Origin of the sequence: Streptomyces crystallinus (assembly GCF_039521265.1) — a bacterium.
GTDB lineage: Bacteria > Actinomycetota > Actinomycetes > Streptomycetales > Streptomycetaceae > Streptomyces > Streptomyces crystallinus.
In genome coordinates, this window is the sequence record NZ_BAAACA010000034.1 from 189,483 (window position 1) to 213,678 (window position 24,196).

The following is a 24,196-nucleotide window of genomic DNA, read 5'->3' on the forward strand; positions in this document are numbered from 1 at the left end:
GTCCGAGAAGTGGAAGGGCAGATGGTTTCCCGGTCGCGGCAAAGAGGGCACTTTGGATGGCCGGTGAGGTGCAAACGGCGCCACTGGCTGTCCGTGCTCTCGGCCGCGCTGTCGGCCTCGTTCGAGATCACCAGGACGCCAATGGGCCGTGCCTAGCTGTACGACCCCGCCGCCGGGGTGCTGCGGATCGTGGCCTAGCACGGGTTCCACCACCCGTTCTTGATGTTCTTCGAGACGGTGACGGACCCGGAGAGCGTCTGCGGCGTGGCCGCACAGGAACGGCAGCCGGGTCATCGTCGAAGAGGTGACGGCCTGCCCGGTCTGCCTGGACACCCCGGCCCTGATGCGCAAGCAGCAGGGGCGCTAGCGTGCGCGTATGGATCTTGAAGCTGGAAAGACCGTGCCCTCCACTCCCGTTCCTCTCGATACCGAACTTCAGGTCGCCTATGACGCCTACCTGGCGCAGGAACCGGACTTGGCGCCGATGAGTCTCGAGAAGCTGTCGGTGATCCGCCGCGCGGAGGCCGACGCCGCAGTGGCGGCGCTCGAGGACCTCAGCCATGGCGGGCGCTTCACCGTCTTGCAGCCTTCGGTCCCCGGCCTGGACGGCGCCCCCGAGATACCGCTGCTGGTGTGCACGCCCTCCGGCGCGCCCGCATCGCGGCCGGCGCTCTACTTCATACACGGCGGCGGCTTCTACGGCGGCGATCATCGCACCGGGCTCGACCAGATACTCGAGACGGCCGAGCGGTTCGGGGCCACGCTGATCTCGGTCGGCTATCGGCTCGCGCCCGAGCACCCCTACCCCGCCCAGATCGACGACGCCTACGCCGGTCTGCTGTGGGCCGCCGACCACGCGGACGAGTTCGGCATCGACCGGGAGCGCATCGTCGTCACGGGGTTCAGCGCCGGCGCCACCATCAGCGCCGCGCTGGCGTTGACCGTACGCGACAAGGGCGGTCCCCGCCTGCTCGGCCAGCTGCTGATGGCCCCGCTGCTCGACGACCGCAACGACAGTGCTTCCGCCCTGCAGATGGACGACGTCGAACTCTTCGACCGCAGCCGCAACGGGTTCGCCTGGAGCGCGCTGCTCGGCGGTGTCGAGGGCGGATTTGACGTGCCGCAGTACGCTGCACCCGCCCGCGCCACCCACCTGGCCGGACTGCCGCCCACCTACCTCGATGTCGGCTCCGCCGAGTGTCTGCGCGATGAGGTCCTCGCCTACGCCGACCGGATCTGGCAGGCCGGCGGCGAAGCCGAGTTGCACGTGTGGCCCGGCGGAATCCACGGTTTCGACCGGAAAGCCCCCGAGGCGCGGATCAGCAAGGCCGCTGTCGCGGCACGCCGTAACTGGCTGGAGCGCCTTTTCGCCACCAACTGACGTCTCCCTGCGGCTGTAGTCGGTCGCGGGATGGACAACGTACCGGCCAGGCATCCCGTAGCAGGGAGCAATCGTCGTGCTGCTACCCGGTCACCGGGCCGCCTTTCGCCGTGAGCGGCCGGGCCGCGGAGTGCCCCACCAACTGGTCTCCAAGGGGACTGCGGCCGTACAGCACCTGCCGTCCGTCGCGTGTCCGGGTCAGGAGGCCCGTGGCGTGCAGTACGCGCAGGTGCTGGGACACGGCGCTCGGGGTGACCCTGAACCGGCGGGCGATCTCGACCGTGGGCAGCGGTTCGTCCAGGAGGGACAGCAGCTTGGCCCTGGGGGCGCCCAGCAGCGCCACCAGGGCGGTGGCGTCGGGGGTGGGCGCCGCGGCCCACAGCGTCGCCACTCCCCGGGTCGGGTAGGACAGCACCGGCGGCTCCTCCGGGCTGACCGGGGGCGCGGGCTTGTGGGCGAAGACCGAGGGCAGGAGCAGCAGGCCACGGCCGGATACCGCGACGTGGTACCTGCTGATCATCTGGTCGATGTGCAGGACGCCGTCCTGCCAGCGCAGGTTCGGGTGCATGTCCGCGAACAGCAGCCGGGCGCCGCCCAGCGCCAGTTGCCGTGCGCGGTAGGTCATGTCGGCTTCCAGCAGCAGTCGCATCTGCGCCCACATGGGCGCGATGGCGATCTCCCAGTACTGCGCCAAGAGGTCGCATACGGTGTCGCGCAGGGCGAGGGCGCGGGTGTCGGCGGCGGTGGCGTCGCGCAGCGGTTCGGGAAGCGCGTCCGGCGCATACGTGGCCAGCAGGTCGCGGCGCACCGTCTGGGGAAGGGTGCGGCGGACGACGGCCAGTTCGTCCTCGAAGGCCGGGGCGAAGGCGGCGGGCCGCGGGGTCAGGAAGTCCGGGAGGGTGCGCCGGGGTGCGACCAGGGACATCAGCAGGCTCGTGTCGAGGGCTCCGAGCCGGTCGAGTACGCGTCTGCGCCACGGCAGATGCAGCGCGGACAACCCCGGGTCCCGCAGCACGCGCAGGCTGACCACGGTTTCGTGCAGGGGCGAGAGGGCGAACCGGGTGTCCGCGAGATCCTCGACGTCGAGCACCATCCTGATCATTAAGCTCTACGCTACATCGATTGGCAACGGCTCGCAGCTGTCGTGGACTTCGGCGCATGACCCATACACCTCCCGAGCAGTGCACGGCGATCGTCACGGGTGCGGCCCGCGGCATCGGCGCCGCGGTGGCCGTACGGCTGGCGCACGACGGCATGGCGGTCGGCGTGATCGACCTGGACGAGGCGGACTGCGCCGACACCGTCGACGCCATCACCCGCAGCGGCGGAACAGCGACGGCCGTGGCCGCCGATGTCTCCGACGAGAGCGCGGTGACGCAGGCCGTCGCCCGGATCGCCGCCACCCTGGGGCCGCCGACAGTCCTGGTCAACAACGCCGGCATCGGTCCGCGTGCCGAGCTGGTCGAGATGAGCACGCGGCAGTGGGACACCGTGACCGGGGTCAATTTGCGCGGCCCCTTCCTCCTCGCCCGCAGCGTCTGCCCGTACATGATCGAGGCAGAGTGGGGGCGGATCGTGAACATGTCCAGCATCTCCGCCGTCGGTGACGCCGCGCGCGTCGACTACGGCAGCGCGAAGGCCGGTCTCATCGGCTTCACCAAGTCGCTGGCTCTCCAACTCGGACGGCACGGCATCACCGCCAACGCCATCGCCCCGGGCTTCGTCGTGAGCGACATGACCAGGGCATCGGCCCGGCGGCTCGGCCGCGACTTCGAGGAGTTCCGCCGCAGCGCGGCGCAGTCCATCCCGGTCGGGCGCGTCGGCGAACCGGAGGACATCGCCCACACGGCGTCGTTCCTGGTGAGCCGCGCGGCGGGATTCGTCTCCGGCCAGGTCATCTACGTCGCCGGCGGACCGGTGGACTGAGGATGAACCGGCGCACGACCCTGATCCTTGCCCTGACCTGCGCGGTAGCCGTAGGCAACATCTACTTCCCGCAGGCTGTCATCCCGTTGATCGCCGAAGGACTGCACGTCTCCCCCGGCACCGCGTCGCTGGCCGTGACCGCCACCCAGATCGGCTACACGGCCGGGATGCTCCTGCTGGTGCCCCTCGGCGACCGGCTTCCCCCACGCTCGTTCCTCGTCACCCTGCTCGCCCTGACGAGCCTGGGCCTGCTCGTCGCGGGATGCGCCCCGGGCCTGCCGCTCCTCGTCGCCGCCAGCGCCCTCATCGGCCTGACCACGGTGGCCGCCCAGGTTGTCGGCCCGTTGGCCGCCGGGCTGGTGGCCGCCGACCGCCGAGGCGCGGTGATCGGCACCCTGCTGAGCGGCTCGATCGGCGGCATGCTGCTCGCCCGCGCCTTCAGCGGCTCGCTCGGCGAATGGCTGGGCTGGCGGGCCCCCTATCTGGCGGCCGCCGCCGTGACCCTGCTGCTCGCAGGCGTGGTGGCCCTCAACGTGCCCATGACGACGCCCTCCACACGACAGCCCTACCCGGCGCTCCTGGCCGCGTCACTGCGTCTGCTGCGCACCGAGCCGGACCTGCGCCGCTCCTGCTTCTACCAGGCGCTGGTCTTCGCCGGGTTCTCGGCCGTGTGGACCTGCTTGGCGCTGCTCCTGAACGGCCCGTCGTACGGCATGGGCGCCCAGGCCGTCGGACTGCTCGCCCTCGTCGGCGGCGCGACCATGCTCTGCACGCCGCTCGCGGGGCGTCTGGTGGACCGCCACGGGCCGGACCCGGTGAACCTCGTCAGCATGCTCGGGGTCCTCGTCTCGGCCGGGGTCCTGGCTGCCGGCGTCCTCGGCGGCGTACCGGGCATGACCGCTCTGGTCGTGGGAACACTGCTCCTCGACATCGCGATGCAGTCCGGCATGGTCGCCAACCACGCCCGTGTCTACGCGCTGCGTCCCGATGCGCGCAGCAGGCTCAACACCGCCTATATGACCTGCGCTTATCTGGGCGGCAGCGTGGGTTCCTGGCTGGGAGTACGCGTCTACGGCCGCGCCGGGTGGCAGGCGGTGTGCGCGCTCGTGGCGCTCCTCACCGCGCTGGCGCTGGCCCGCCACCTCATGGCAGTGAGCAAGCATTCTCACACCGCGCTCTGGCGCAGAAACACCTCAAGCTCTCCGGCGAAGCCCGGTGCCGCGGCGACGAAGTGACCGGCGCCCGGATACACACCGCGCCGGCCGCCGAGCGCCTTCGCGAGCGCGTCGCAGATCCGCTCAAGGGCGGGCGCGTGGTCGCCGGAGGCGACGAGCACGGGGACGCCCGCGTCCCGGATCGCGTCGAGTCGGGGGCGCGCCTGGCTGGTCGGCCGAGCACCGTGCGCGCGCCGCACACCGGCGACGACACCCTCGGGAAGCGGGCCGTCGCCGACGGGCGCGCCCGCGATACGGAGGAACTCGCGCAGCTCGCCCGGGTCGGTGTCCAGCCCGTACGTGAGGACCGCGTCGCCGATCCGCTCGAGCCGCGCCACCTCGGGGTCGTCAGGGACAAGGTAGTTGAGCGGCGGTTCGATCAGCGTCAGCGAGCGCACACTGCCCGGCGCGGCAGCGGCCGCGATCAACGTCCCGAGGACACCGTAGGAGTGGGCGACCACGTGCGGGCGGTCGACGAGCAGCGGCGCCAGATCCAGGGCATCCACCTCGAAGTCCTGGCGCTCGCGCGGGGGCGGACTGGGCGGATAGCCGCGGCGATGGAGGTAGGCCAGCGTCCAACGGTCAGCCAGCGCGGCGAGTGCACCCCATGTCGTCCGAGGACCGGCACCCCCGTGCACCAGCAGGACCTCGGGCCCGGAGCCTTCGCGCACCACCACGATCTCACCCACGCAGGCGAGGATAGCGGCGTACGAAGGGAGTTGGCGCGGAGAGCCGTACCGTCGGCCCTTGGCGGAGTGGGACTTCTCCAGCCGACGGGCCGTGAAGCGGAGGAAATCCCCCCGCACGCTGCCCGCACGCTGCCCGCACGCCCCCGCCGCACCTCCGCTCCGGGCCCACCCGCCTCGCGGGCGGCCCGGAGCGGTCCCGCCGGGACCGGTGGGATCACTGCTTGGTCGAAAGGAGCATGACCAGCGAGTTGCGGATGTCTCGGATGTTGCGGAACGTACGGGTGCCCACCCTCCGTGCCTGCGGCTGCTCGCCCCGGAGCAGTTGTCGGGTGAAGCCCGTCAGCGCGCTCCAGTCGTTCTCCAGCCTGAGGTTGTCGTCGGACTGGGTGCCACGGTCGCCACCGTCCGGTATCGCGTTGAGGATGCTGTCGTACACCGGCCGGAAACGGGCCGCCTCGGACGTCGCGGCCACCAGGGTGAGCGCGGCCGTGGCCACCCTCCGATTGTCGTCCATGCCCGACCTGTTCGCGAAGTTGTAGAGGTCGTTCAACTGGGAGACGAGTGTGGCACGCTCGAAGGTGATGTGAGCGCGGTCGACGTACGAGTTGGCTTCGAGGTGCCCGTACTCGCGGCCGTACCGGCCGTTGAACGGCAGGATGCGCGAGGAGCGGCCCATCTGGCGGCCGAGGTCGAAGTCGTCGAACTGCACCACGTCCCCGCCCCCGACCGAGAACCCGCGCAGGTAGAGGTTGTCGGCCGTGTAGTGGAGGTTGACGAAGCGGTTCCCCGGGAGCTGCACGCGCAGCGTCACGATGTCGGGGGTTGTGCTGGTCTCCAGCAGCGTCGGGTCGGCTTGGAGGTGGTGGCCGACCGCTGTGCGCAGTCCGGCGATGACCCGGCCGTAGGTGGTGCGGACCGCGGCGTCGTCGGTCTGGGTGAGGTCCCAGATGTACGGTGCATCGATCGCCTGAGGCTCCACCGCGGCGACCGCCGTCGTCACAGAGGCGTGTCCGCCGGCGGCCTGCGCTGCGGGTGCCACGCCGGTGAGCAGGGCAGCGGTGAGCAGAAGAGCGGGTATTTCCTTGCGCATGGTGTTCCTTACGAGAGAGAGGGCGTCGAAGGGCCGCCCTGTGGCGGCCGACCGGTCAGGCCTTGCGGATCCGGAAGGTGACCTGCGCGTTCTTGCCGCCACCGCCCGACTGGTCGCACGCGAACCCGGTGGGCACGTTGCAGGAGTAGCTGTTGCCGCCGGAGAACGGGTTGTTCCAGCTGATCGAGACGATGCCGCCTTCCGACATCATGTACGAGGCCCGCCCCTCGGTGCCGGTCATGAAGCCGTCGGACTCACTCTTCCAAGAGCCGCTGGCGCCGGGGTTGATGAGCGAGGCCGGCAGGGAGTTGTCGCTCCAGACGCCGTGCGACAGGCTCGCCCCGGTCCGCACGAGCGCACGGCCGGAGTCGTTCAGCACGTTGACCGCGGTGCTGCGCACGGGCGTGGCGGCGGCGACGGCGGATGCCTTCAGCGTCGCGGGGCCGCCGGAGAGAGTGATGCGGACAGTGGCGTTGTTGCCGCTGCCACCGCTGATCGTGCACTGATAGCCGGACGGTGCGTCGCACCAGTAGCCGTTTCGGCCGGAGTACGGGTTGTTCCAATGCATCCGCACCTCGTCCGAGGTGCCCGCGATCCGGTAGTTGGTGTATCCCTCGGTGCCGGTGAGCATTCCGCAGGAGTGGCTGCCCCAGGAGGGGCTGGTGTGCTTGGCCACGTAGTCCGGCGGGAGGTTGTCGTCGTCCCAGCAACCGTGGGAGAGGCTGGAGTAGGTGCGGATCAGCTGCTGGTTGGTGTTGTTGCTGAAGGCCACGCCCACGCTGCGGGCAGAGGACGCGCTGACGCCGGCGGAGGAGACAGAGGAGGTGGCGGGGGCGGTGGTCGCGGCCTGCACGGCTTGCGCGGCCGGGGCCAGGCTCACACCGGCACCGGCGAGAGCGGTCACGGCCAGGGCCAGGGTCCGCAGGCGGGCGGGACGGCGGGAGGAACGGGGAGAACGTACGAACATGGTCGACATGCCTTCCGAGGAGAGGGATTGGGGCGCCGTGGTCGGGCGGGGCGCCGACCGGGGCCGACGTGCCGCGCTGACGGGCGACCGCCGGCCCGGCCGGATGACCGGGCCGGCCCGGGGGTCAGTTCACGTAGAACAGGTCGAACTCGTCGCGCCCGTTGTCCACGCACTCGTAGCGGCTGAACAGCCCCATGCCGACACTGAGCGAACCCGCCGCGCGGCAGGAGTCGTACGTCTTGTAATGCCCGCCGAAGTAGCGGTAGTCGGCCGCCTGCGCGGACTGGGCGGCGGCGCCGCCGAGCAGGAGGGCTGCCAGGAGCAGGGATCCGGTAGCGGTCGTTCTCATGCGCATGAGCCAGGTCCACCGTTCGGTGTTAGCCGCGTGCGGCTGTGTCTGTCAGGGACGTGACGAGCCTTTCGCTGCCCGCCGACGTTTCACCGACGTACCGCTGACGCTTCGCTCACGCCCGCCGCTTCCCCTCTCCCGCCCGGGCGGCCAGCGCCGCACGACGCTCGGCGTACTCCTCGGCGCCGGTGATCCGCGAGAGCAGTTCCAGAGCCCGCCCGGCCGTCTCGTCGAGCCGGTGCGCCTCCGCCTGCCCCGCCGACTCCTCCAGCTCCGCCAGCGCCTCGGCGGTGCGCCCGAGGTCCCACAGGGCCTGCCCGCTCTGCAGGTGCAGCCACGCCCGCCCGACCACCTCCTCCTCACCAGTGAGCGTCAGCGCGTGTCGGGCGTGAGCCAGCGCCTGCTCGGGGCGCCCGCCGTCGAGGGCGAACCTGGCGAGGTGCTGCAAGGCCAGCCGCTGGGTCGGCAGATGGCCGCAGCGGACCGCCAGCGCCAGTGCGCGCAGACACTGGGTACGCGCGGGCCGGGACTCGCCCGCCCTGGCGTAGGCCATGCCGAGGTTGATCCGGGCCGTCGCCTCGGAGACCGGATGGGTGGCCATCGCGGGCGCCGGTTCCAGGCAGCTCAGTGCCTCGGGCAGCCGGCCCTGCTCGACCAAGAGCCAGCCGAGCAGCGCGCGGACACGCGACTCGCCGTCCGCGCCCGCCGCGTGGGGGTCGCGCTGCACGGAGTCGAGGGCGTCGGTGAGCAGGGGGCACCACTCGTCGCGCGGACGCAGGACCATCAGCGGCCACTGCAGGATCCCCAGCCGCCAGGCCTGGGCGTGCAGGTGCTCGGCACGCGCCGCGGTGACCGTCCGGGCGAGCAGTTCACGCTGATCGGCGTACCAGTCCAGGGCCTGGGGCCGGGAGGTGAACTCCGTCTGGGAGGAGGGCTGCCAAGTGCCGGGCGGCAGGACGCAGCACGCCTGGGAACCCGGTTCGGCTGCCTCGTTGGCGGCCAGGCACGTGTGCAGCAGCAGGTCCACCAGCCGCCGCAGCGCACTGTCCGCAGCCGCCCCGGCCAGGCCGCCGCCCGAAACCTCCCCGGCGGTACGGGCGTACAGGCGGACCAAGTCGTGCAGGGACCAGTCGCCGTCGCGCCCCTCCACCACAAGGTGGGCGCCGGTCAACGCGTCGAGTGCGCGCAGCGCGGCGTCCTCGGTGGTACCGGCCAGGGCGGCCGCCGCGTGGAGGTCGATGCGTCCGCCCGGGTGCGACGTCAGGGCGTACAGCATCCGGCGGTCCTCGGGCGCGACGTGCCGCAGGGAGGCGCCGAGTGCGGCGCGCGGCCCCTGGTCGTCGACGGAGAGGAGGGCCAGTCTTCGGTTGCCGTCCAGGAGTTGTGCGGCCATCCGTTCCAGGGAGGCGTCCGGCTGGTAGGCGAGGCGGGCCGCCACCACGCGCAGGGCCAGTGGCAGTCCGCCGCACAGTCCGGCCAGTCGGCGGGCGGCGACGGGCTCGGCGGCGACGCGCCGGGCTCCGAGTACGGAGACCAGCAGGGCCGTGGCGTCGGCGTCGTCCAAGGTGTCGACCGGTACGGGCCGGGCGTCCTCGCAGACGACGAGTCCTCCCAACCGGTCCCGCGAGGTGACCAGCGTGACGCAGCCGGCTCCGGCGGGCAGCAGCGGGCGCACCTGCGCGGAGGAGCCCGCGTCGTCGAGCACCACCAGGAGGCGGAGGTTGGCGGTCAGCTCCCGGTAGAGCGCGGTGGCGCCCTCGGCCGAGTCCGGAACGTGCTCGGGGGCGACGCCCAGGCACCGTAGGAACCTCTGGAGCACGAGGTCGCCGTCCGCCGGGCCGCGCGCCCCGAAGCCGCCCAGTTCGGCGAAGAGCAGGCCGTCGGGGAAGCGGTCGGCGTTGCGGTGGGCCCAGTGCACGGCGAGCGCGGACTTGCCGACACCCGCGGGGCCGGTGACCAGGCAGACCGGTGATTCCTCGGCGATCAGCGCGTCCAGCCGGGCGAGTTGGGCGGCACGGCCGGTGAAGCCGCCTGGGGGGCGCGGCAGGGCGCCCCGGGCGGTGCGGCGGGCGGTGCGGGCACCGGGTAGGGCACCGGGTAGGGACATCATCGCTGCGGCGGATGGCGGCTCGGCCGGAGCCGGGGGCTGGGGCTGGGGCTGGGAACGCGCCGCCGGGGAGGGGGCGTCGGGGCCCGCTGCGGGCGCAGGGGCCTCGGGTGCCGGGGCCTCGGGTGCCGGGGACGAGGGCTCGGGACACAGCGCCCGGGACGCGGTTTCAGGGCACGGTGCCGGGACCACGGGACGCGCCGGCGGGGCCGGGGTTCGGGAGTACGCCGCCGGGGCCAGGGCCTCAGGGCCCGTTGCCGGGGGTTGGGGGTACGGCGCCGGGGCTGGGGGCTCAGAGCCCCTTGCCGGAGGTTGGAGGTACGGCGCCGGAGCCGCCGTCTCAGGGCAGGAGGGTGTCGGGGATTCGGGGGACGCCGCCGGAGCCGAGGTCTCCGTACGCGTCCTCGCCCGCGCGGGCCGCTCGCGGGGCGGGGCCGGCGGCACATCGCGCAGCACCTCCTCGAATGCCTGGGCGAGCTGGGGGCCGGGGCACACGCCCAACTCCTCGGCGAGCAGTCGGCGCGTGTGGTGGTAGCGCTCCACCGCCCGCGCCCGGTGGCCCGATCGATGCAGGGCCAGGACCAGGGCGGCGGCCAGCGATTCGCGCAGCGGGTAGGCGGCCGTCTCGGCACTCAGCTCCGCCGCCGCCCGCTCGTGCCGACCCAGCCGGGCGTACCCTTCCGCCAATTGCTCCACCGCGCCGACCCGCTCCTCCTCCAGCGCGCGGGCCGCGTCCAGCAGCAGGGGGCCGGAGGTGGTCCCCGTGAGGGCGGGGCCCTGCCACAGCGCCAGCGCCTGGTGCAGCAGACGCACCGCCTCGGCGGCGTCCGTCAGGGCACCGGCCCGGCGCACCAGGTCCTTGAATCGTGCGCTGTCCACCTTGGCGGGCGGGGTACGCAGTTCATAGGCACCGGTGTGGGTGATCAGGTCCACACCGTGCGCGGCGCCGCCCGCCTCCGTGATCAGGGCGCGCAGCTGGGAGACATGGCCCTGGACGACCGAGCGCGCTCGAGCCGGTGGCTCGCCCTCCCACAGCGCCTTGCCCAGGGCGGTGAGCGGAACGGGCCGATTGGGCAGCAACAGCAGGGCGGCCAGCAGACCGCACCGCTTGGGCGGGCCGAGCGCAAGCCCGCCCGACTCCGTGTCGATCCCCACCGTCCCCAACAGCCTGAACTCCACCGCGCCTCCTCCGGGCCTGCCTGCAACCCGAAGAGGACAGGGAGTGACCGCAGGTTGCCACAGAGCGAGATCGCGCCGATCCCTGGCCGAAAACGGCCAGGGACAGAGGGCAGGGCCTCCGGCTCCAGCCCGTGCGGGGCCTCGGGCTGGACCAGGACTGCGTGGGTCGCCCAGATGCCCGGCCTGGTGAGTTTCGTCTTTCTGTAGGTCCGTCCATTTGCGGCAGGTTCGGTGAGTCCGTGGAACTTCACTGGATCCGACCGGCTCAGAGTGAGGGTGGACACCTCACTGGCTCTCGCTCTCCAGGTACTGGGCAACGCCATTGCCCAGGGACCAGTCAGCATGCGAGTTCTCCGTCAGCACGACGAACATGTTGCGTGGTGCGACGCTCGCGTACGCCTCGGCGAGTTCGGCTATGCGCCGATACAACGCCTGCTTCTGGGCATCCGGGCGGCCGGTCCGCAAGGTGATGGCCACATACACGATGCCGTCGTCGCGGGGTACACCGAGATAGGTGCCGTGGCGCAGCAGCCCGTGTCGCCCGTCGTGGCCAGTCAGGATCTGGAAACGGTCCTCGTCAGGGAAGCCCATCGTCTCGCCGAGCGCCTCGTGGACGGCCCGCCCCAGGGCCTTCAGGCGCTCAGCGTCACAGTGCATGGCGTCGATGCGGACGAGTGGCATGTCGGGTGCCTCCAAGGTCGGTCAGCGGTGCTGCGCAATCACTACTGTACATACCAGTAGGTACAGTAGAGGAATACTTCTTGGCTCGAGGCGGTCTTCGGGTGCCCGCACTTCGCGACGTCGACTACTCGGTCAGGCTCCCTGGCTCCGGTCCATCGTCTGATCGTCGGTTGATGCGTGTGGGTAACTGACGCCCAATGCGCCTGTATTGAGCTGTTGCTGCCGGACCGGACACCGCGAGCAGACCGTGACCCGCTTACGGGTCTACCTCGCCGGACTCCACCTCCCCGCCATCTTCATCTGCTCAACAAGATGATCCAAAGGAAAGGCCCCAGTCGTGGTGTTCGGCCGGCCTCTGCCGGGAACCGCAACGACCGCCGGGCCTGGGCCGAGTCCGGCGCCAAGCGGGCGGTCGGCAACACTACGACGATCGCGGACGGCGGCTACCCGGGCACTGGGCTGATCATGCCGCACCGCTGGCGCAAGACCGAGGAACCGCCCGAGGGGACTCAGGCGTCCACCGCCCAAGGGGAGGCTGTCAAAGCCAGGGAAAGGGGGCAACCATCCCTCGCACTCTGCTCTACCGGCTCGTCCACCAGGCTGCTCCGGTGCCACTGACAGTGCTGACGAGCGTGATCAGCCACATCGGCACACGCTGGATAGTTAAGTGCAGTCCTCCCCAGCGAAGTTCGAACTGCGGCTGTCGCCGAACGCTGTCTGCTCTACGAGTTGTAGCCACGGGGCGTGCTCCTCTTTTCCGGTCTCTTGTTGCGGAGGGGCGAGGTTGAACGCAAGCGACGTGCGGAGTCGACGGGGACTTTTCTGCCGCGTCGTACCGCCACGTCAGTGGCAACGATCTTTCCTCGGGCATCAGGCCGTGATCGTGGGCATACCGGGTTGGTGCACAGATAACGGAACAGCGCAGGTGGGAAAGCCTCGGCTGGTGCTTGGTTCAGATGCAACGCTACCGCGCTCAGCCCCTGTACCGCGGTGGGCCCTATCTGTATAAAACGTCCGGGCCGGACTTCGCCCTTATGTACAACTGGGCCGCTGGCCTGTGGATTAGGAAGTAGTCCCTTGACGCTGGCCCCTCCCCCAGCTGTGAAGCCCCGGGGGCAGTGGGCACACCTGCGCCAGCGAACGCTCGGACGGCCTCTCGGCCGCGCCGTGCAGGTTGAGCCGCCGCGCCCACCTACATAACTGATCTAGGCACCCCAGAGTGAGGAAGATCCAGGTCATCCCCACCGAAGGCCCTTTACGCCGCCGCCCCAGTCAGCAAGGCAAAGAGTGGGTGTCCGTGAAGAGTGCCGTTCCAGTCCCAGGCCACATGCGCAACACACGAGTCCAACGGAAGGCCGCCGAAGCAGTCGCCCTCCGCCGGCTTCCGCACCGCTCGTTCCTGAACGGCGCTGCCGTCAAGCAACTGGCAGCCGACGGCTTCCCCATCATCGATTGAGCTGCTCACCCGACTCTCCCCGCTTCAGTACGACCACATCGACTTCCTGGGTCGGTATGCCTTCACCCGGCCTCCGCCGCCGGACGTGCGGCGGATGCGCGACCCGCACAGCGACGACGAGACGGACGACGGCGAGGGCGAGGGCCGAGGGCGAGTAACCACATGCCCCACCGCCGAAAGCGGTCCGGCCCGGAGTCACCGCCTATGACTCTGGCCCGGACCACCTTGCGCAAGGCTCAACCGGTGGGCAGCGTGCGCGAGCTGTGCTGGCCGGATTAGGACGGGACGTTCTCGCATCGGTAGCCGACTCGGGCCAGGACTCTCCTCTCCCATGCCCTTCTTACCTGCCAACCGCACGCGACGGTGGCAGCACCTGGCTTACGAATGGAGTGTCTCCGCGAGCACGGCGTCGGGTGGTGCTGCCGGGCCGTACCAGTGCTGTAGCGCCTGGTGGAGCCCGTCGACGTGGTCGTGACCCCCGGTGTGCAGCCAGGCAGTGTGTCCGTCCGGCCGCAGGAGGAGGGCATGGAGTTCGGGATGGTCGGGGCATGCAGCAGTGACGAGGTCCACTCGGTCTGCCCATCCTGCAGCGGACTCGCGGATCGCGCTTCCACCGGTCAGGTCGAGCAGCAGGCCGCGACCCGAGGCGAGCAACTCAGCGAGGCGGGAACGGTCGTCGCCCGTAGTCAAGACGAGGTCAGGCGCCAGGCGGCCAAGCCAGGGGTGGTTGGCATCGGGACGCATCTGGTAACGGGTGTCCAGTCCAGTGATGGTCTCGGCGAAGGCGCGGTTTCCCGCAGGGTGGCCGGCGACGCGGGTCAGCAGGTCGGTGAGCGGCGCAAGCCGATCGTCGGCCTCGCCGAGCAGCACCTGGGCCTGTGTGTTGGCCAGCACGTGTGCACCGGCGGTGTGGCGTTCGGCGTGGTAACTGTCGAGCAGATGGGCCGGTGCGGTGCCGCGGACGGTGGCGGCGAGTTTCCAGCCGAGGTTGAAGGTATCGTCCAGCGCGACATTGACTCCGATCGCCCCGGCCGGTGGGTGGATGTGCGCGGCGTCCCCGGCCAGGATGACCCTGCCCCGGACGTACTCGGCTGCCTGCCGGGCGGCGTTGCCGAACCGAGTCAGCCAGCGCGCGGCGCGCAGCTCGACGTGGCGGCCGAGCGCGTCGTCCACAGCGGTTTGCAGCAGATCCAGAGTGACCGGGGTGTCCTTGTCCGCAGGGGGTTGCCGATCGGAGGTGATGATCCTGACGTAGCCAGGGCGGGGTATGACGAAGACAGCTCCGCCGGGGCCGGTGGTCACGCCGAACGGCAATGCCTCCGGGTCGGCGATCTCGACGTCGCCGAGCAGGGAGAAATTGGTCGCCTCGGTACCGGGGAACTCGATGCCGGTCTGTTTACGGACGGTGCTGCGGCCACCGTCGCAACCGACCAGGTACGCGGCCCGGATGCGATACTCACCATCGTCGGTGGCGACAACGGCTGTTACCGACTGGCAATCCTGTTCCAAAGCGAGCAGTTCGTGTCCGCGCCGGATGTCAGCTCCCCGACTGAGAGCGTGCTCCTCAAGGATTTCCTCGACCCTGGTCTGCGGGATGCCCAGCGAGTACGGATGGTCGGTAAGCGTGCCCGCGAGGGTGAGTGTCACTGGCAGGCCGGAGAACGCGGCGTGGGGCACTTGCCAGCCCTCACCGACAAGCCTCTCAGCAAGACCGCGCCGTGCCAGCAGGTCCAGGGCGCGGGCGTTGAGGTTGAAGCCCCGGCAGAAGCCCGGTCGCTGCGCGTGGCGTTCGACAACGACGGTGTCGACGCCGGCGAGCCGGAGCTCGCTGGCGAGTAACAGCCCGGCCGGACCCGCTCCCACGATCAACACGTCGGTCATCGATTGCTTCCTCTTCCGTCTGAAGGGGCGGACCAGGTCCATCCCTGTTCGGTTCGCTCGGCCTCGGGCCAGAACAGGCTGCCGTCGCGGATCTCGTCGATGGTCCGCCGCGTCCAGGCCAACTCGGCCTCCCAGGCATGCAACACGCACTCGACTTCGATCATGAACAACCGGGGGACCTGCCCGGAGCCGACCGTGTCGGCCAGCACCCTGTTCGTCTCATCGATCCGCTCGGCCAGATGCCCGGCCCGTTCGGCCAGCGCCTCTGCTGCCCTGTCCGGACCGAGCGCGCCGAGGTAGGACACCGCGGCCATGAACTTCGGGTACTCCGCGACGGGCATGCGGAGGAGTTCGTCGATCCAGCGAACGAACTCGTCTTGGCCCAACTGCGTTGCCGCGTACACAGTTCGCTCCGGCCGCCTGCCGTCGCGCGCCGTCTCCACCGGTTCTATCCAGCCATGCCGAACCAACGCCTCGACCGTGTCGTACAGCGATCCAGAGTTGATCTTGAAGCTGCTGTCCTTGTGCCGCTCCCGCAGGGTGGACGCCATCTCGTAGGGGTGCATCGGCCGTTCTTGCAACAGGCCCAGCACCGCCAGCGCCAGCGTGTTGGAGATCTTCCGTTTCGCCATCTACATCACCGATCCCTGATAGTCGGAACCGACTATACGGAATCGGCTATAGAAGCCAAGTCCCCGGCTGCGGGCGCTGGTCGACGGCACACAGCGGCATTCCGGCAACGTCCCGGACAGCAGCGGCTTTGCACGCGGAGAAGAGGACAAGACCAGACCCGTAGGCGGGCGATGTCCTCGATGCGCGGGGTGTAGCCGAAGGAGGCTATGCACCCGAGCCGAGCGCTCCAGCCCCCTTCGGCAGACCCCCGTCGGCAGAGAAGAAGATGAGTATCCGTGCTCATGCCTCGCGCCGAGGGCGCGGCGACGATGGCGGCATGGTCACCACTTCGATACGTGCCCGCTCGCACCCGGGCGCCCGGGTCGCCGGGGCCGCTGCCCTTCTGATCGCCGCTGCGCCCGTCGCCGCCTGGTGGCTGATGGGACAGCAGAATGTGGATGGGGTTCCGCCGGCCGAACTTGACTACGCCTTTCGCCCCCTCGCCATCGGGCCGACGCAGGAGACCGCGCTGGGTGCGTCCGCACTGCTGCTGACGCTCTGCTCGGCCGTGTTCCTCCTGGACGCCTCCCGGCGCGGGCGGTTCGATACGCGATGGTGGCAGGTCATCCTTCCCCTGCTCGCCGCGGGGCTGCTGCTCGGGGTGGGCTGGCGCATCCTCACAGCGGGAGTGATCGGAGCCAACATCGGCGCAGGACTAACCCTCTTCCTCGCCGGCCCCACCGTCGCCGCCCTGGTAGCGGGCGCCGTGACCCGGGGAGTGTGGCTGCGCTTCACCAAGCATCCCCACTGACCCGCTCGCGGCACGGAAAGAGGGCACGGGCAGCCTGGGCAGCGGACCCGGGCCTGCTTCGCCGGTGCGACAGGGACGAGGGGTCTCGCAGTAACCCCTGCCACCGGCTCCGATCGATCCCGTCGCTGAGCCGGTGACCCGGTGACACAAAGCGCCTGCCGGGCGAGAACCGCCTCGCCTGGGCCTGTTACGAAAGTGACGGTAGCTGCTGCTGTGAGTGCCAATGCGGCCGACTGCTACTTTCCGGAGCCATGACCGACAACGTGTACGTAGGCAACGCTGGCAGGGACGCGGCTCTGGATCGGGGGTGGCTGCTGGGACATTTCAAGGACGCCTCCGATCCTCGTCATAGCGAGGACGTGGAGATCAAATGGGGCGTGCACCCGCGGGGGGATGAGCGGGCTCAGTGGGTGACCGGCGAAGAGCGCACGGCCCTGTTGGTCCTCATCAGCGGGCGCTTCCGAGTGGAACTGCCTGGGCGCAGTGTTCTCCTGGCCGAGCAGGGGGACTACGTCGTGTGGGGCCAGGGCGTCGATCATTCCTGGTCCGCAGAGGAAGAGTCCGTGGTTCTGACGGTCCGCTGGCCCTCGGTCCCCGGCTACAAAGTGACTGATGAGGACGATTCCGTTACTGGGCACAGCCATTCGTCCAGGAACGCGACCAGCACAGTCGCCTCGTAGCGGACGGCCACTTTGTCGTAGCGGGTGGCCACCGCACGGTGGCGCTTGAGGCGCTTGATCTTCCGCATCCGACCGCTTGGCGTTCGCGTTGGTCGATCTTGCCGCGGCCCGCACCCAGTCCGGGCGCTTACGACGCCGCCCCAGACCGAGCCGGTACTCACGGACCTCACGCGCGGGCGCCAGGCCTTGCCCCGCCTGGGCAGTTGGATGGGTCAGCGAGGCACTGGGCGGACCGGGTGCCGCCAGGGCTCAGACGGGGTGGCGGCCGGCGTCGCTGCCGCCAAGATCATCCATGAGTGCCAGGCGGGCGGTGACCCGTTTGCCGACGGGCTCGCGCTGCGCTTCGAAGCCCTGGGCGATGGCCATGACGATCTCCAGCCCGTGCTGACCCACCCGGCCCACATCCGCGGCCCGGGCCATGGGCAACACCGGATCGCTGTCCCAGACCGCGATCTCCACCATTCCAGCGGCCACGCGCAGGTCCAGCAGCACCGGGCCGGGCGCGTACTTCAGGGCATTGGTGACCAGTTCGCTCACCACCAGTTGCGTCAGCTCCATCACTCGTACGGAGACGGGTACCCCCTGCTCGCCCTGGAGCCGGGCCAGGAAGTCAGCCGCGAAGTGACGGGCCTCGGCGATACAGCCGCCGTCACCGTCCAGCGCCGCGGACGCTTGCCAGGACCTCGGCTGGCGCACTATGTGGCCCTCCCCGCACAAAGGGATGGCTTCCACCCCGATCATCTTTTACCCCCCGTTCATACGACGGGGCGCGCATACCCGCGACTGTCACTTCTACACCTACGGTTCCGCATGCCTCCCCCCGTCGTGCCGTCGGCCTACCCATAGGATCACCGGAAGCCGGCAGCACGTCGGCACCGTACACACCGAGCATCGTGGAGGCACCCGTGACAGACAGCAGCGCAGCGGGCGGCCACCTCGCCGTCACCGTCACGCACCGCGACGGCGTCAGCGTCATCACGGTCGGCGGCGAGATCGACCACGACAGTGGCGACGCCCTGCGCGAAGCCCTTGCCCTGTCCACGGACACAGACAAGCCGCGGATCGTGGTGGACCTCAGCGCGGTCACGTTCCTGGACTCCAGCGGTATCAACATCCTCATCCACGCGCACCACCGCATCAGGAGCGGCGGCGGCTGGCTCCGCCTGGCCGCACCCACCCGGCCCGTCCTGCGTACCCTGCAACTCGTCGGCCTCGACCAGGTCATCGCCTGCCACCCCACTCTTGACGATGCCCTGAACACCTGACACCAGGTCGGCCCGCAACCATCACAGTGGTGAACGGGGAGCCCGTACGGCATGTTGCAGAAGGCCCAAGGCGGGACATTTTCCTTGTATGGGCGCTGTGTTGCAGGCTGGGCCGGAGTGGGTGGCTTGGTCACTGCCCTGGCGGACCGGGTCCAGCCGACAGGCACCGCGCCGCCAGCTCCGCGACCACGCGCAGGCGTCCCTTCCTCCTACGAGCCCTGCCCCTCCGACGGCAGCTCGAGATAGACCCACGCCTCATAGGTACCTGAGAGGAGCGACCAGAGCGACAGGGACGCGAGCAGATAGATCCCTGTCTGCTCCCACAGCAGCCCGGCAACCACCATGCCACCGAACGCACCCAGGCTGATGAACGACAGCTTGAACTGCTGCCGGTCAAATGACTCGCGCCGGCTCCGAGGGGTTCGGGCGTACGTGACCCAGTACGTGCCCAGCACCGCCAGACCGATCAGCCCCGTCAGGATCGCCGCCACACGCCAAGGACGGGCGGGCATCGCCATGATCAAAGCGATCAGCAAGGGCGCACCGAACTCCCACACCGTGAAAACGGCGGTCAGATGCCGTAGCCGACCACCTCTGCGCCAAATTTCGATCTTCAGCTGGAACGTCACGAAGGACACGGCAAGCAGGGCAGCAGCCGCACCCGCAAGAGTGGAGAAGAAACCGCTCCACTGTTCCATAGCAAACCCTCTCCCCCTGACACCCCGCCGCGCACACAGCATTTTCCAACGAAAATGCGAGTTGCGGGGAGTCGCGCGACGCGGCTCGCGGCGACCGTGGTTCGACGCAGGCGGACGATTTCCTCGTGCTGGGCGGCGAGCCCGGCCAGGGCTTGGGTGCGGAAGTCGGTGAGTGAGTCGATCGTCTGTTTCGACTTGGCCAGCCGCTCTTTGAGTCTGGTGTTCTCGGCCTTGAGTCAGGCGATTTGGGCCTCGCGAGGGTGGGGGATCTCTCCGGCATCGTGGAGTGCCTGGAGGCGCCGCTCGAACTCGGCGCGGAGGTGAGCGTGGGGGCGGGTGCCGTAGAACGCGGTCCGGTCAGCGGTTACTTCGTGGGGCGAGGGTCTTGATGTCGCGCTTTCCGCCGGGCGGGACCTCGTCTCGGAAGAGCCGGTCCATGGCGGCCCGGATGCGGTTCTCGTTCCCGGTCCGCTGGACTGCGTAGATCCTCATGCGGAACGGAGGCCCTCCAGACCGGCGGCGGATGGGGCGCGCGGGGTCGGATGTCAGAGCCCCCAGGTACGGTCTCCGTCATGAACGATCAAGAGCGATTCCGGTCTGCGATCTACCAGTTCGAGACCTGGGAGCCCCTGCTGCGGCTCCTGCGGGCGGAGAACGCGGAGCAGCTCGCCGCCCCGGGCGGCCGGGTGCTGGGCCGTATCACGCGGAGCGGTTGGAGCGTGCCCCTGAAGCAGCTGTACAACGACGGTGTGCGGCGGGTGCACGACCTCCTGGTGCGGGACGGCATCGGTGCCGTGACGTTTGTGATGGAGATGGAGACGACGGGACACACCCGGCTCCATCTGCTCGTGCCCAGTGAGGCGGTGGAGCTCGGCATCGGGTTCAATCCTGGTGCGCTCGTCCTGGTCGAGGGCGCGCTCCCCGAGCCCTGGCGGCGCCTTCCCGAACCGACGCCCCAGGCGGTGCCGGCGCCTTCGGCGGATCCGGCGCTGGTCGCAAGGACGGTGCGTGGGCGTCTGCCCGACGCCGTCGGCGCCACCGAGGCCGAGATCGCGGCGGCCGAGTTGCGTCTGGGTGTCGCCTTGCCCGAGGAGCTCAAGGCGCTGTACCGGGTGACGCGGGCCAAGTGGTCGGACTGGGGCGGTGACTACGAGGCGTCGAGCCGCCACTCCCAAGCGGTCCGGTGCGAACTATTCGACCTGGAAGCGCTGTACGTCGCCGAGGCGGTGACCCGCGAGTGCCCGTGGGAGCACGCGGCGATGGAGGCGGTCCAGACGCGGCCCTCCGCCGCTGTGCAGGGGCTGGCTGGTTCGCCGGGCTGGATCGCGTTCGGCGACAACGGGGGTGGCGACCGCTTGGCCGTCGATCTGACGCCGGGCCCCCACGGGCACCTCGGGCAGGTCATCCTCATATCCCACGAGCAGAACATCGGCGCCCGCCTCGTCGCCGACTCTCTGACGGACCTGCTGGTGGATCGTCTCGCAGCGAAATCGGCCGACGTGGAGTCCCAGGCGCCGGCGGCGACGTCGTTCGCGTACGACGAGGAGAGCCTCGGGCGCGCCGTGCACCCCGGTCTGGAAGCCCTGGCCCTCGACGTCCGGGGCGGACGGCCGGTCGGTCTCGCGCCGCTCATGGGGCTGCCCCGACTGCGCTCACTCGTCGCGCACCCCGGTGCCCTCGCCGACCCCACGGAGATCGCGGGGCTCACCCGGCTCGAATACCTGGGGATGGGATCTCGGGAGTGGGGCGATGTCCTTGATGCCGATGCCGTCCCGGAGGGGCTGTTGGCGGTTGCCGTCACCGGGCCCTTCGACGAGGATCCCCTCGCCGTCGCCGGCCTTGCCAACGAACTTCTCGCACTGTGGGGCCGACCCCGCATCGCCCAGTCAGTCGTCGAGGGCGACCTCGGCCCGGAAGGTCAGGCCGACACGCCGACCGACAAATGACCCGGGCAGTTACGTTGCGATGCCGTTGCTCCCGGACCGCACGCCGAAGCGGGGCGGTCGCTGGGGCGGGATCATCAGGGGGTGATCGACGCAATCGCCCCGGCCGACGCCGATGAGAACCGGTCCTGGCCGGGACTGGGCGGTGTCGCTGGACTCCACAATCGTACGAGAGCCCCCTCCCGCCTCGCTGTCCAGTGCAATGGTCGAGGATGGTCTCATGGCAGGGGACGAGAGCGGGATCACTCTGAGTAGACAAGACCTCCGTGAGGTCACCGCGTTCGCTGCGGCGTGCGCGGAAGCGGTGCTGGACGTATTCGAGGCCGATCAGCCTGACGACTCGCGACCGCGAGACGCTATCGGTGCCGCGTGGACGTTCGCACGGGGTGGCGAGCGAGGGAAGTCTTTGCGCGACACAGCATGGGCGGCCCTCAAGGCAGCCCAGAGTGCGGACACTCCGGCTGCGCGCGAGGCGGCTCGGGCAGCGATGTCTGCGGCGGGCGCCGCCTACTTGCATCCGCTGGCGAAGGCTACCCAGGTCAAGCACATTCTCGGAGCCGGCGCGCACGCGGCCAGAGCAGCCGAACTCGTCGCTGGCCACAACCTGGGCATCGGCGCCGAACACGTTGAGCAGGCGGTGCATCGTGCAACACCGGTCGTCGTGGAGGTGCTCAAACGCTTCCCGGCGGCACCGGGCGGCGGTGGACGGGTTGGTGAACTGATTCGGATGTTGGACGCCGGCCTTCGTTCGGCCCCGCTCACCGAATGACCTTCAGCACGCCTGGTTGACATGGAGGATTCTTTGCATGATCGGGTTCCACCTGGGTTGCTGTTTGGCGACACTCCGGCAGGGCACGCGATGCGCAGGAGCGGCTGGTCATGACGACTCCCTCCGGTATTCAGATTCCGCACCACAGGTATCGACGAAGGAGTCCTGAATGAGCAACGACATGTGGAGCTATGTTCCGACCGCCGGTCACGGCCCGGACAGTGACCTCACGGGGTACAAGGTCGAAGCCGCCGATGGGCACATCGGCAAGGTCGACAAGCATTCCAACGAGGTCGCCAATCAGTACATCGTCGTCGACACCGGCGTATGGATCTTCGGCAAGGAGGTCCTGCTGCCCGCCAGCACCGTGACGGCCATTGACAACGAGGAGCGGCGGATCCTGGTCTCACTCACCAAGGAGCAGATCAAGAACGCCCCGGAGTTCGACAAGGAAAAGCACCTGGGCGACCCCGCCTATCGCGACCAGCTCGGCGGGTACTACGGCGGTTCGGGCCACTGAGTCCGCTCAGAGCGGCGCAGGTGGGCCACGGCAGCCGCCGTCAGCAGCAGCGCCGGCCCGATCGCGGCGGCCATCCCGATGGGGGCGGAAGTCAGACCGAGTGCCAGCGCGACGGCTCCGGCCACTTTCCGGTGTCGACGACCCGGTAGCGACGGTCGGGGGCATCCACGGCTGCCGGGTTGACGACCTGTTCGACCGGGGCGCCCTGCCGGATACGAGGTCCAGCGGGCGCCGGGCATCCGCTCCTCCGCGAAGCAAGTCCATGATGCGGCTGTCGGCGACGGCCTGCGGATCGGGCGTCATGAAGGGGTACGGGTACGGCTTAGTCATCGTGTGGCGCTCCTCAGCAGGCTGTCCCCTACGGTCCGTGGGGACGGGGCGGGGCTGCGCGTGGTGTGCAGGAGAGACGCCCAGGCGGCGGTGTCGGTGAAGTCGTGGCAGCCGGCCGGGATCACGTCCATGACGACGCGGTCGGGGCGCAGCAGGACGGCGTCCGCCCGGCCGGCGCGCAGCCAGGCGGCGAGGGTTCCGTCGTCACGGAGGTCGGTCACGGGGATCGCCGGGACACCGAGCCCGTGCGCGAGGGCGCGCAGCGAGGGCCCGGGATCGGCGGTGGTCAGGACGGTGAAACTGTCGCCGAGCAGGTCGTCGAGGCGGCTGCGCCGATCGTCGAGTGCCACCCATGGTTGCGGGCAGTGGGTGCCCACCAGGCTCCTGCGCATACGCCGCTGCCGGACGAGGGGCCCGGCGGTCAGGGGCGGGCTGAGGTCGCGGCCCGCCGCCGTGGTGAGGCCGGGTATGCGGCAAGCCGCGGCCAGGACCCTGCGGCGCAGTGCGGCAGCGCCGTCCTGGCCGCCGGTCATGGCCCAGCCCATGGCGACCGCCAGCCGGATCGCGTGCCGTGCGTGCGGCTTGCGCTCGCTCTCGTAGGTGTCCAGCAGCCGTTCGTCGCCGCCCTGCCCCAGGACGCGGGCCAGCTTCCAGGTGAGGTTGTAGGCGTCCCGCAGGCCCGAGCACAGCCCCTGCCCGATGAACGGTGGGGTGAGGTGGGCGGCGTCGCCGAGGAGGAAGACCCGTCCACCGCGCCACCGGTCGGCCACCCGTGCCCGGAAGGTGTACTGCGTCTCCCGTACGACCTCGAAGTCCCCGTCGTACGAGGGCGACAGCCACGGGGCGATCAGTTCGCGAACCGGTTGCTGCCCGTCTTGCAGCCGGAACTCCCAGCGGTAGCGGTCCTCACCGACGCGCATGAACGTCGCCGGGCGGCGCGGGTCGCAGACCTGGTCGATGCCTTCCCAGCAGCGGACGTCGGCCTTCGTGCGCACGTCGATGACGGTCCAGCGTTCCTCGAAGCGCAGGTCTTCCCATGCGGCGCCGATGGCGTCGCGGGTGAGGCTGCCCGCGCCGTCGCAGCCGAGGACCGCCTCGGCCCACAGGTGGTGCTCAGCGTCGTTGTCGCGGTAGGTCACGCACACGGGGCCGGCCGGGTTCGGGCTGACGCCGGTGACTTCGACACCGCCCCGCAGCTCGCACTCCGGGCGCTGGGCGAGGGCGTCGCGCAGCAGTCGTTCCAGCTCGGGCTGGTCGAACATGCTGGTCTGCGGGTAGCCGTGGTGGCCGTGCTCGGAGCGGCGGAACTCGGCCATGACCCGGTGCCGGGCGTCCAGTAGCCGTAGTCCGTGCGCGGGGCGGGCGATGGCGGCGAACTCCTCGCCCAAGCCTGCGGCTTGGAGGATGCGGCGCACCTCGTCGTCGGCGGCGACGGCGCGCGGGAGCGGGTAGACGTCCTGATGGCGTTCCAGGATGACGGTGCGGATACCGCGCCGGGCGAGGAGGAGGGCGGCGGTCACGCCCACCGGCCCGGCGCCGATGATCACGACGGGTGCGGGGTCCGTCAGTGCGCGGTCTGTCTGTGCGCGGTCTGTCTGTGCGGGCCCGGGTGCGGTGTGCCCGGGCCCGGTCTGGTCGGCGGTCATCG

The 24,196-nt window shown here is 70.1% G+C and carries 23 protein-coding genes and 1 pseudogene; 10 read left to right on the plus strand and 14 right to left on the minus strand.

What is annotated here, in order from left to right; translation table 11 throughout:
• Positions 1 to 376 precede the first annotated feature (376 nt).
• The gene (locus tag ABD236_RS23740; RefSeq protein WP_344076503.1) at positions 377 to 1,381 is read left to right on the plus strand and encodes an alpha/beta hydrolase; all 1,005 of its coding nucleotides are present in this window, start codon (positions 377 to 379) and stop codon (positions 1,379 to 1,381) included.
• Between the two features lie 82 nt (positions 1,382 to 1,463).
• Here ABD236_RS23740 and ABD236_RS23745 read toward each other — a convergent pair whose 3' ends face one another.
• A complete protein-coding gene (locus ABD236_RS23745) occupies positions 1,464 to 2,483 on the minus strand; it encodes an ArsR/SmtB family transcription factor (protein WP_344076506.1) in 1,020 nt (339 codons plus the stop codon).
• Between the two features lie 56 nt (positions 2,484 to 2,539).
• Between ABD236_RS23745 and ABD236_RS23750 the strand changes: the two genes are divergently transcribed.
• Together ABD236_RS23750 and ABD236_RS23755 are read left to right on the plus strand one after the other, a co-directional pair.
• Positions 2,540 to 3,307 carry an SDR family NAD(P)-dependent oxidoreductase gene (locus tag ABD236_RS23750; protein WP_344076508.1) on the plus strand — a complete coding sequence of 256 codons (768 nt, stop codon included), beginning with the start codon at positions 2,540 to 2,542 and terminating at the stop codon, positions 3,305 to 3,307.
• A gap of 2 nt (positions 3,308 to 3,309) precedes the next feature.
• The gene (locus ABD236_RS23755; protein WP_344076510.1) at positions 3,310 to 4,542 is read left to right on the plus strand and encodes an MFS transporter; all 1,233 of its coding nucleotides are present in this window, start codon (positions 3,310 to 3,312) and stop codon (positions 4,540 to 4,542) included.
• Here the strand turns inward: ABD236_RS23755 and ABD236_RS23760 are convergent.
• The 6 genes from ABD236_RS23760 to ABD236_RS23785 all read right to left on the minus strand — a co-directional run bounded on the left by ABD236_RS23760 (position 4,473) and on the right by ABD236_RS23785 (position 11,583).
• Positions 4,473 to 5,210 (minus strand): alpha/beta fold hydrolase, encoded by a 738-nt coding sequence (locus ABD236_RS23760; protein WP_344076512.1) that lies wholly within the window; start codon positions 5,208 to 5,210, stop codon positions 4,473 to 4,475. The genes ABD236_RS23755 and ABD236_RS23760 overlap by 70 nt on opposite strands.
• 214 nt (positions 5,211 to 5,424) lie before the next feature.
• Positions 5,425 to 6,300, minus strand: a complete 876-nt coding sequence (locus tag ABD236_RS23765) for a ribosome-inactivating family protein (RefSeq protein ID WP_344076514.1) — start codon at positions 6,298 to 6,300, stop codon at positions 5,425 to 5,427.
• A 55-nt stretch (positions 6,301 to 6,355) separates the two neighbouring features.
• The gene (locus tag ABD236_RS23770; protein WP_344076516.1) at positions 6,356 to 7,276 is read right to left on the minus strand and encodes a Crystal protein ET79; all 921 of its coding nucleotides are present in this window, start codon (positions 7,274 to 7,276) and stop codon (positions 6,356 to 6,358) included.
• Between the two features lie 115 nt (positions 7,277 to 7,391).
• Entirely contained in the window at positions 7,392 to 7,616 is a 225-nt protein-coding gene (locus ABD236_RS23775; RefSeq protein ID WP_344076518.1) for a hypothetical protein, read from the minus strand.
• Positions 7,617 to 7,731: 115 nt separating this feature from the next.
• Positions 7,732 to 10,902: an AfsR/SARP family transcriptional regulator gene (locus ABD236_RS23780; RefSeq protein WP_344076521.1), complete on the minus strand. Its 3,171-nt coding sequence runs from the start codon at positions 10,900 to 10,902 to the stop codon at positions 7,732 to 7,734.
• A 285-nt stretch (positions 10,903 to 11,187) separates the two neighbouring features.
• Positions 11,188 to 11,583 (minus strand): tautomerase family protein, encoded by a 396-nt coding sequence (locus tag ABD236_RS23785; RefSeq protein WP_344076524.1) that lies wholly within the window; start codon positions 11,581 to 11,583, stop codon positions 11,188 to 11,190.
• Between the two features lie 334 nt (positions 11,584 to 11,917).
• Between ABD236_RS23785 and ABD236_RS23790 the strand changes: the two are divergent.
• Positions 11,918 to 12,064: pseudogene (locus ABD236_RS23790) on the plus strand (IS5/IS1182 family transposase); the annotation flags it as partial.
• A 1,353-nt stretch (positions 12,065 to 13,417) separates the two neighbouring features.
• On the opposite strand, the gene ABD236_RS23795 reads toward ABD236_RS23790, so the two are convergent.
• Positions 13,418 to 14,920 (minus strand): FAD-dependent monooxygenase, encoded by a 1,503-nt coding sequence (locus ABD236_RS23795; protein WP_344076526.1) that lies wholly within the window; start codon positions 14,918 to 14,920, stop codon positions 13,418 to 13,420.
• Complete coding sequence (locus ABD236_RS23800; RefSeq protein ID WP_344076528.1) at positions 14,917 to 15,552, minus strand: PadR family transcriptional regulator; 636 nt, start codon at positions 15,550 to 15,552, stop codon at positions 14,917 to 14,919. Before ABD236_RS23800 ends, ABD236_RS23795 begins: the two co-directional genes overlap by 4 nt.
• 317 nt (positions 15,553 to 15,869) lie before the next feature.
• Between ABD236_RS23800 and ABD236_RS23805 the strand changes: the two genes are divergently transcribed.
• Together ABD236_RS23805 and ABD236_RS23810 are read left to right on the plus strand one after the other, a co-directional pair.
• Entirely contained in the window at positions 15,870 to 16,343 is a 474-nt protein-coding gene (locus ABD236_RS23805) for a hypothetical protein (RefSeq protein WP_344076530.1), read from the plus strand.
• 251 nt (positions 16,344 to 16,594) lie between these two features.
• The gene (locus ABD236_RS23810; protein ID WP_344076532.1) at positions 16,595 to 17,023 is read left to right on the plus strand and encodes a cupin domain-containing protein; all 429 of its coding nucleotides are present in this window, start codon (positions 16,595 to 16,597) and stop codon (positions 17,021 to 17,023) included.
• A gap of 249 nt (positions 17,024 to 17,272) precedes the next feature.
• Here the strand turns inward: ABD236_RS23810 and ABD236_RS23815 are convergent, their stop codons facing one another.
• On the minus strand, positions 17,273 to 17,746 hold the full coding sequence (locus ABD236_RS23815) for an ATP-binding protein (RefSeq protein WP_344076702.1): 474 nt from the start codon (positions 17,744 to 17,746) through the stop codon (positions 17,273 to 17,275).
• Between the two features lie 182 nt (positions 17,747 to 17,928).
• On the opposite strand from ABD236_RS23815, the gene ABD236_RS23820 reads away from it, so the two are divergent.
• Positions 17,929 to 18,288 (plus strand): STAS domain-containing protein, encoded by a 360-nt coding sequence (locus ABD236_RS23820; protein WP_344076534.1) that lies wholly within the window; start codon positions 17,929 to 17,931, stop codon positions 18,286 to 18,288.
• A gap of 209 nt (positions 18,289 to 18,497) precedes the next feature.
• On the opposite strand, the gene ABD236_RS23825 is transcribed toward ABD236_RS23820, so the two are convergent.
• Positions 18,498 to 18,986, minus strand: a complete 489-nt coding sequence (locus ABD236_RS23825; RefSeq protein WP_344076536.1) for a hypothetical protein — start codon at positions 18,984 to 18,986, stop codon at positions 18,498 to 18,500.
• 357 nt (positions 18,987 to 19,343) lie between these two features.
• Positions 19,344 to 19,478 (minus strand): hypothetical protein, encoded by a 135-nt coding sequence (locus tag ABD236_RS23830; protein ID WP_344076538.1) that lies wholly within the window; start codon positions 19,476 to 19,478, stop codon positions 19,344 to 19,346.
• A gap of 80 nt (positions 19,479 to 19,558) precedes the next feature.
• On the opposite strand from ABD236_RS23830, the gene ABD236_RS23835 reads away from it, so the two are divergent.
• From ABD236_RS23835 to ABD236_RS23845, 3 genes are all read left to right on the plus strand, one after another.
• Entirely contained in the window at positions 19,559 to 20,932 is a 1,374-nt protein-coding gene (locus tag ABD236_RS23835) for an SMI1/KNR4 family protein (protein WP_344076541.1), read from the plus strand.
• A gap of 217 nt (positions 20,933 to 21,149) precedes the next feature.
• Positions 21,150 to 21,698: a putative immunity protein gene (locus tag ABD236_RS23840; RefSeq protein WP_344076543.1), complete on the plus strand. Its 549-nt coding sequence runs from the start codon at positions 21,150 to 21,152 to the stop codon at positions 21,696 to 21,698.
• Positions 21,699 to 21,867: 169 nt separating this feature from the next.
• Positions 21,868 to 22,218: a PRC-barrel domain-containing protein gene (locus ABD236_RS23845; protein ID WP_344076545.1), complete on the plus strand. Its 351-nt coding sequence runs from the start codon at positions 21,868 to 21,870 to the stop codon at positions 22,216 to 22,218.
• Here the strand turns inward: ABD236_RS23845 and ABD236_RS23850 are convergent.
• Both ABD236_RS23850 and mhpA read right to left on the minus strand, forming a co-directional pair.
• Positions 22,197 to 22,457, minus strand: coding sequence for a DoxX family protein (locus tag ABD236_RS23850; RefSeq protein WP_344076547.1), 261 nt, complete (start codon positions 22,455 to 22,457; stop codon positions 22,197 to 22,199). The two genes, ABD236_RS23845 and ABD236_RS23850, sit on opposite strands and share 22 nt — an antisense overlap.
• An 87-nt stretch (positions 22,458 to 22,544) precedes the next feature.
• On the minus strand, positions 22,545 to 24,194 hold the full coding sequence (mhpA, locus tag ABD236_RS23855; protein WP_344076549.1) for a bifunctional 3-(3-hydroxy-phenyl)propionate/3-hydroxycinnamic acid hydroxylase MhpA: 1,650 nt from the start codon (positions 24,192 to 24,194) through the stop codon (positions 22,545 to 22,547).
• Positions 24,195 to 24,196: the final 2 nt, after the last annotated feature.

Bases quoted from the DNA above. Each gene is read 5' to 3' on its own strand.
- ABD236_RS23740 (WP_344076503.1), top strand. From the start codon at position 377: ATGGATCTTGAAGCTGGAAAGACCGTGCCCTCCACTCCCGTTCCTCTC.
- ABD236_RS23745 (WP_344076506.1), bottom strand. From the start codon at position 2,483: ATGATCAGGATGGTGCTCGACGTCGAGGATCTCGCGGACACCCGGTTC.
- ABD236_RS23750 (WP_344076508.1), top strand. From the start codon at position 2,540: ATGACCCATACACCTCCCGAGCAGTGCACGGCGATCGTCACGGGTGCG.
- ABD236_RS23755 (WP_344076510.1), top strand. From the start codon at position 3,310: ATGAACCGGCGCACGACCCTGATCCTTGCCCTGACCTGCGCGGTAGCC.
- ABD236_RS23765 (WP_344076514.1), bottom strand. From the start codon at position 6,300: ATGCGCAAGGAAATACCCGCTCTTCTGCTCACCGCTGCCCTGCTCACC.
- ABD236_RS23770 (WP_344076516.1), bottom strand. From the start codon at position 7,276: ATGTCGACCATGTTCGTACGTTCTCCCCGTTCCTCCCGCCGTCCCGCC.
- ABD236_RS23775 (WP_344076518.1), bottom strand. From the start codon at position 7,616: ATGAGAACGACCGCTACCGGATCCCTGCTCCTGGCAGCCCTCCTGCTC.
- ABD236_RS23785 (WP_344076524.1), bottom strand. From the start codon at position 11,583: ATGCCACTCGTCCGCATCGACGCCATGCACTGTGACGCTGAGCGCCTG.
- ABD236_RS23795 (WP_344076526.1), bottom strand. From the start codon at position 14,920: ATGACCGACGTGTTGATCGTGGGAGCGGGTCCGGCCGGGCTGTTACTC.
- ABD236_RS23800 (WP_344076528.1), bottom strand. From the start codon at position 15,552: ATGGCGAAACGGAAGATCTCCAACACGCTGGCGCTGGCGGTGCTGGGC.
- ABD236_RS23805 (WP_344076530.1), top strand. From the start codon at position 15,870: ATGGTCACCACTTCGATACGTGCCCGCTCGCACCCGGGCGCCCGGGTC.
- ABD236_RS23810 (WP_344076532.1), top strand. From the start codon at position 16,595: ATGACCGACAACGTGTACGTAGGCAACGCTGGCAGGGACGCGGCTCTG.
- ABD236_RS23825 (WP_344076536.1), bottom strand. From the start codon at position 18,986: ATGGAACAGTGGAGCGGTTTCTTCTCCACTCTTGCGGGTGCGGCTGCT.
- ABD236_RS23830 (WP_344076538.1), bottom strand. From the start codon at position 19,478: ATGAGGATCTACGCAGTCCAGCGGACCGGGAACGAGAACCGCATCCGG.
- ABD236_RS23835 (WP_344076541.1), top strand. From the start codon at position 19,559: ATGAACGATCAAGAGCGATTCCGGTCTGCGATCTACCAGTTCGAGACC.
- ABD236_RS23840 (WP_344076543.1), top strand. From the start codon at position 21,150: ATGGCAGGGGACGAGAGCGGGATCACTCTGAGTAGACAAGACCTCCGT.
- ABD236_RS23845 (WP_344076545.1), top strand. From the start codon at position 21,868: ATGAGCAACGACATGTGGAGCTATGTTCCGACCGCCGGTCACGGCCCG.
- ABD236_RS23850 (WP_344076547.1), bottom strand. From the start codon at position 22,457: ATGCCCGGCGCCCGCTGGACCTCGTATCCGGCAGGGCGCCCCGGTCGA.
- mhpA (WP_344076549.1), bottom strand. From the start codon at position 24,194: ATGACCGCCGACCAGACCGGGCCCGGGCACACCGCACCCGGGCCCGCA.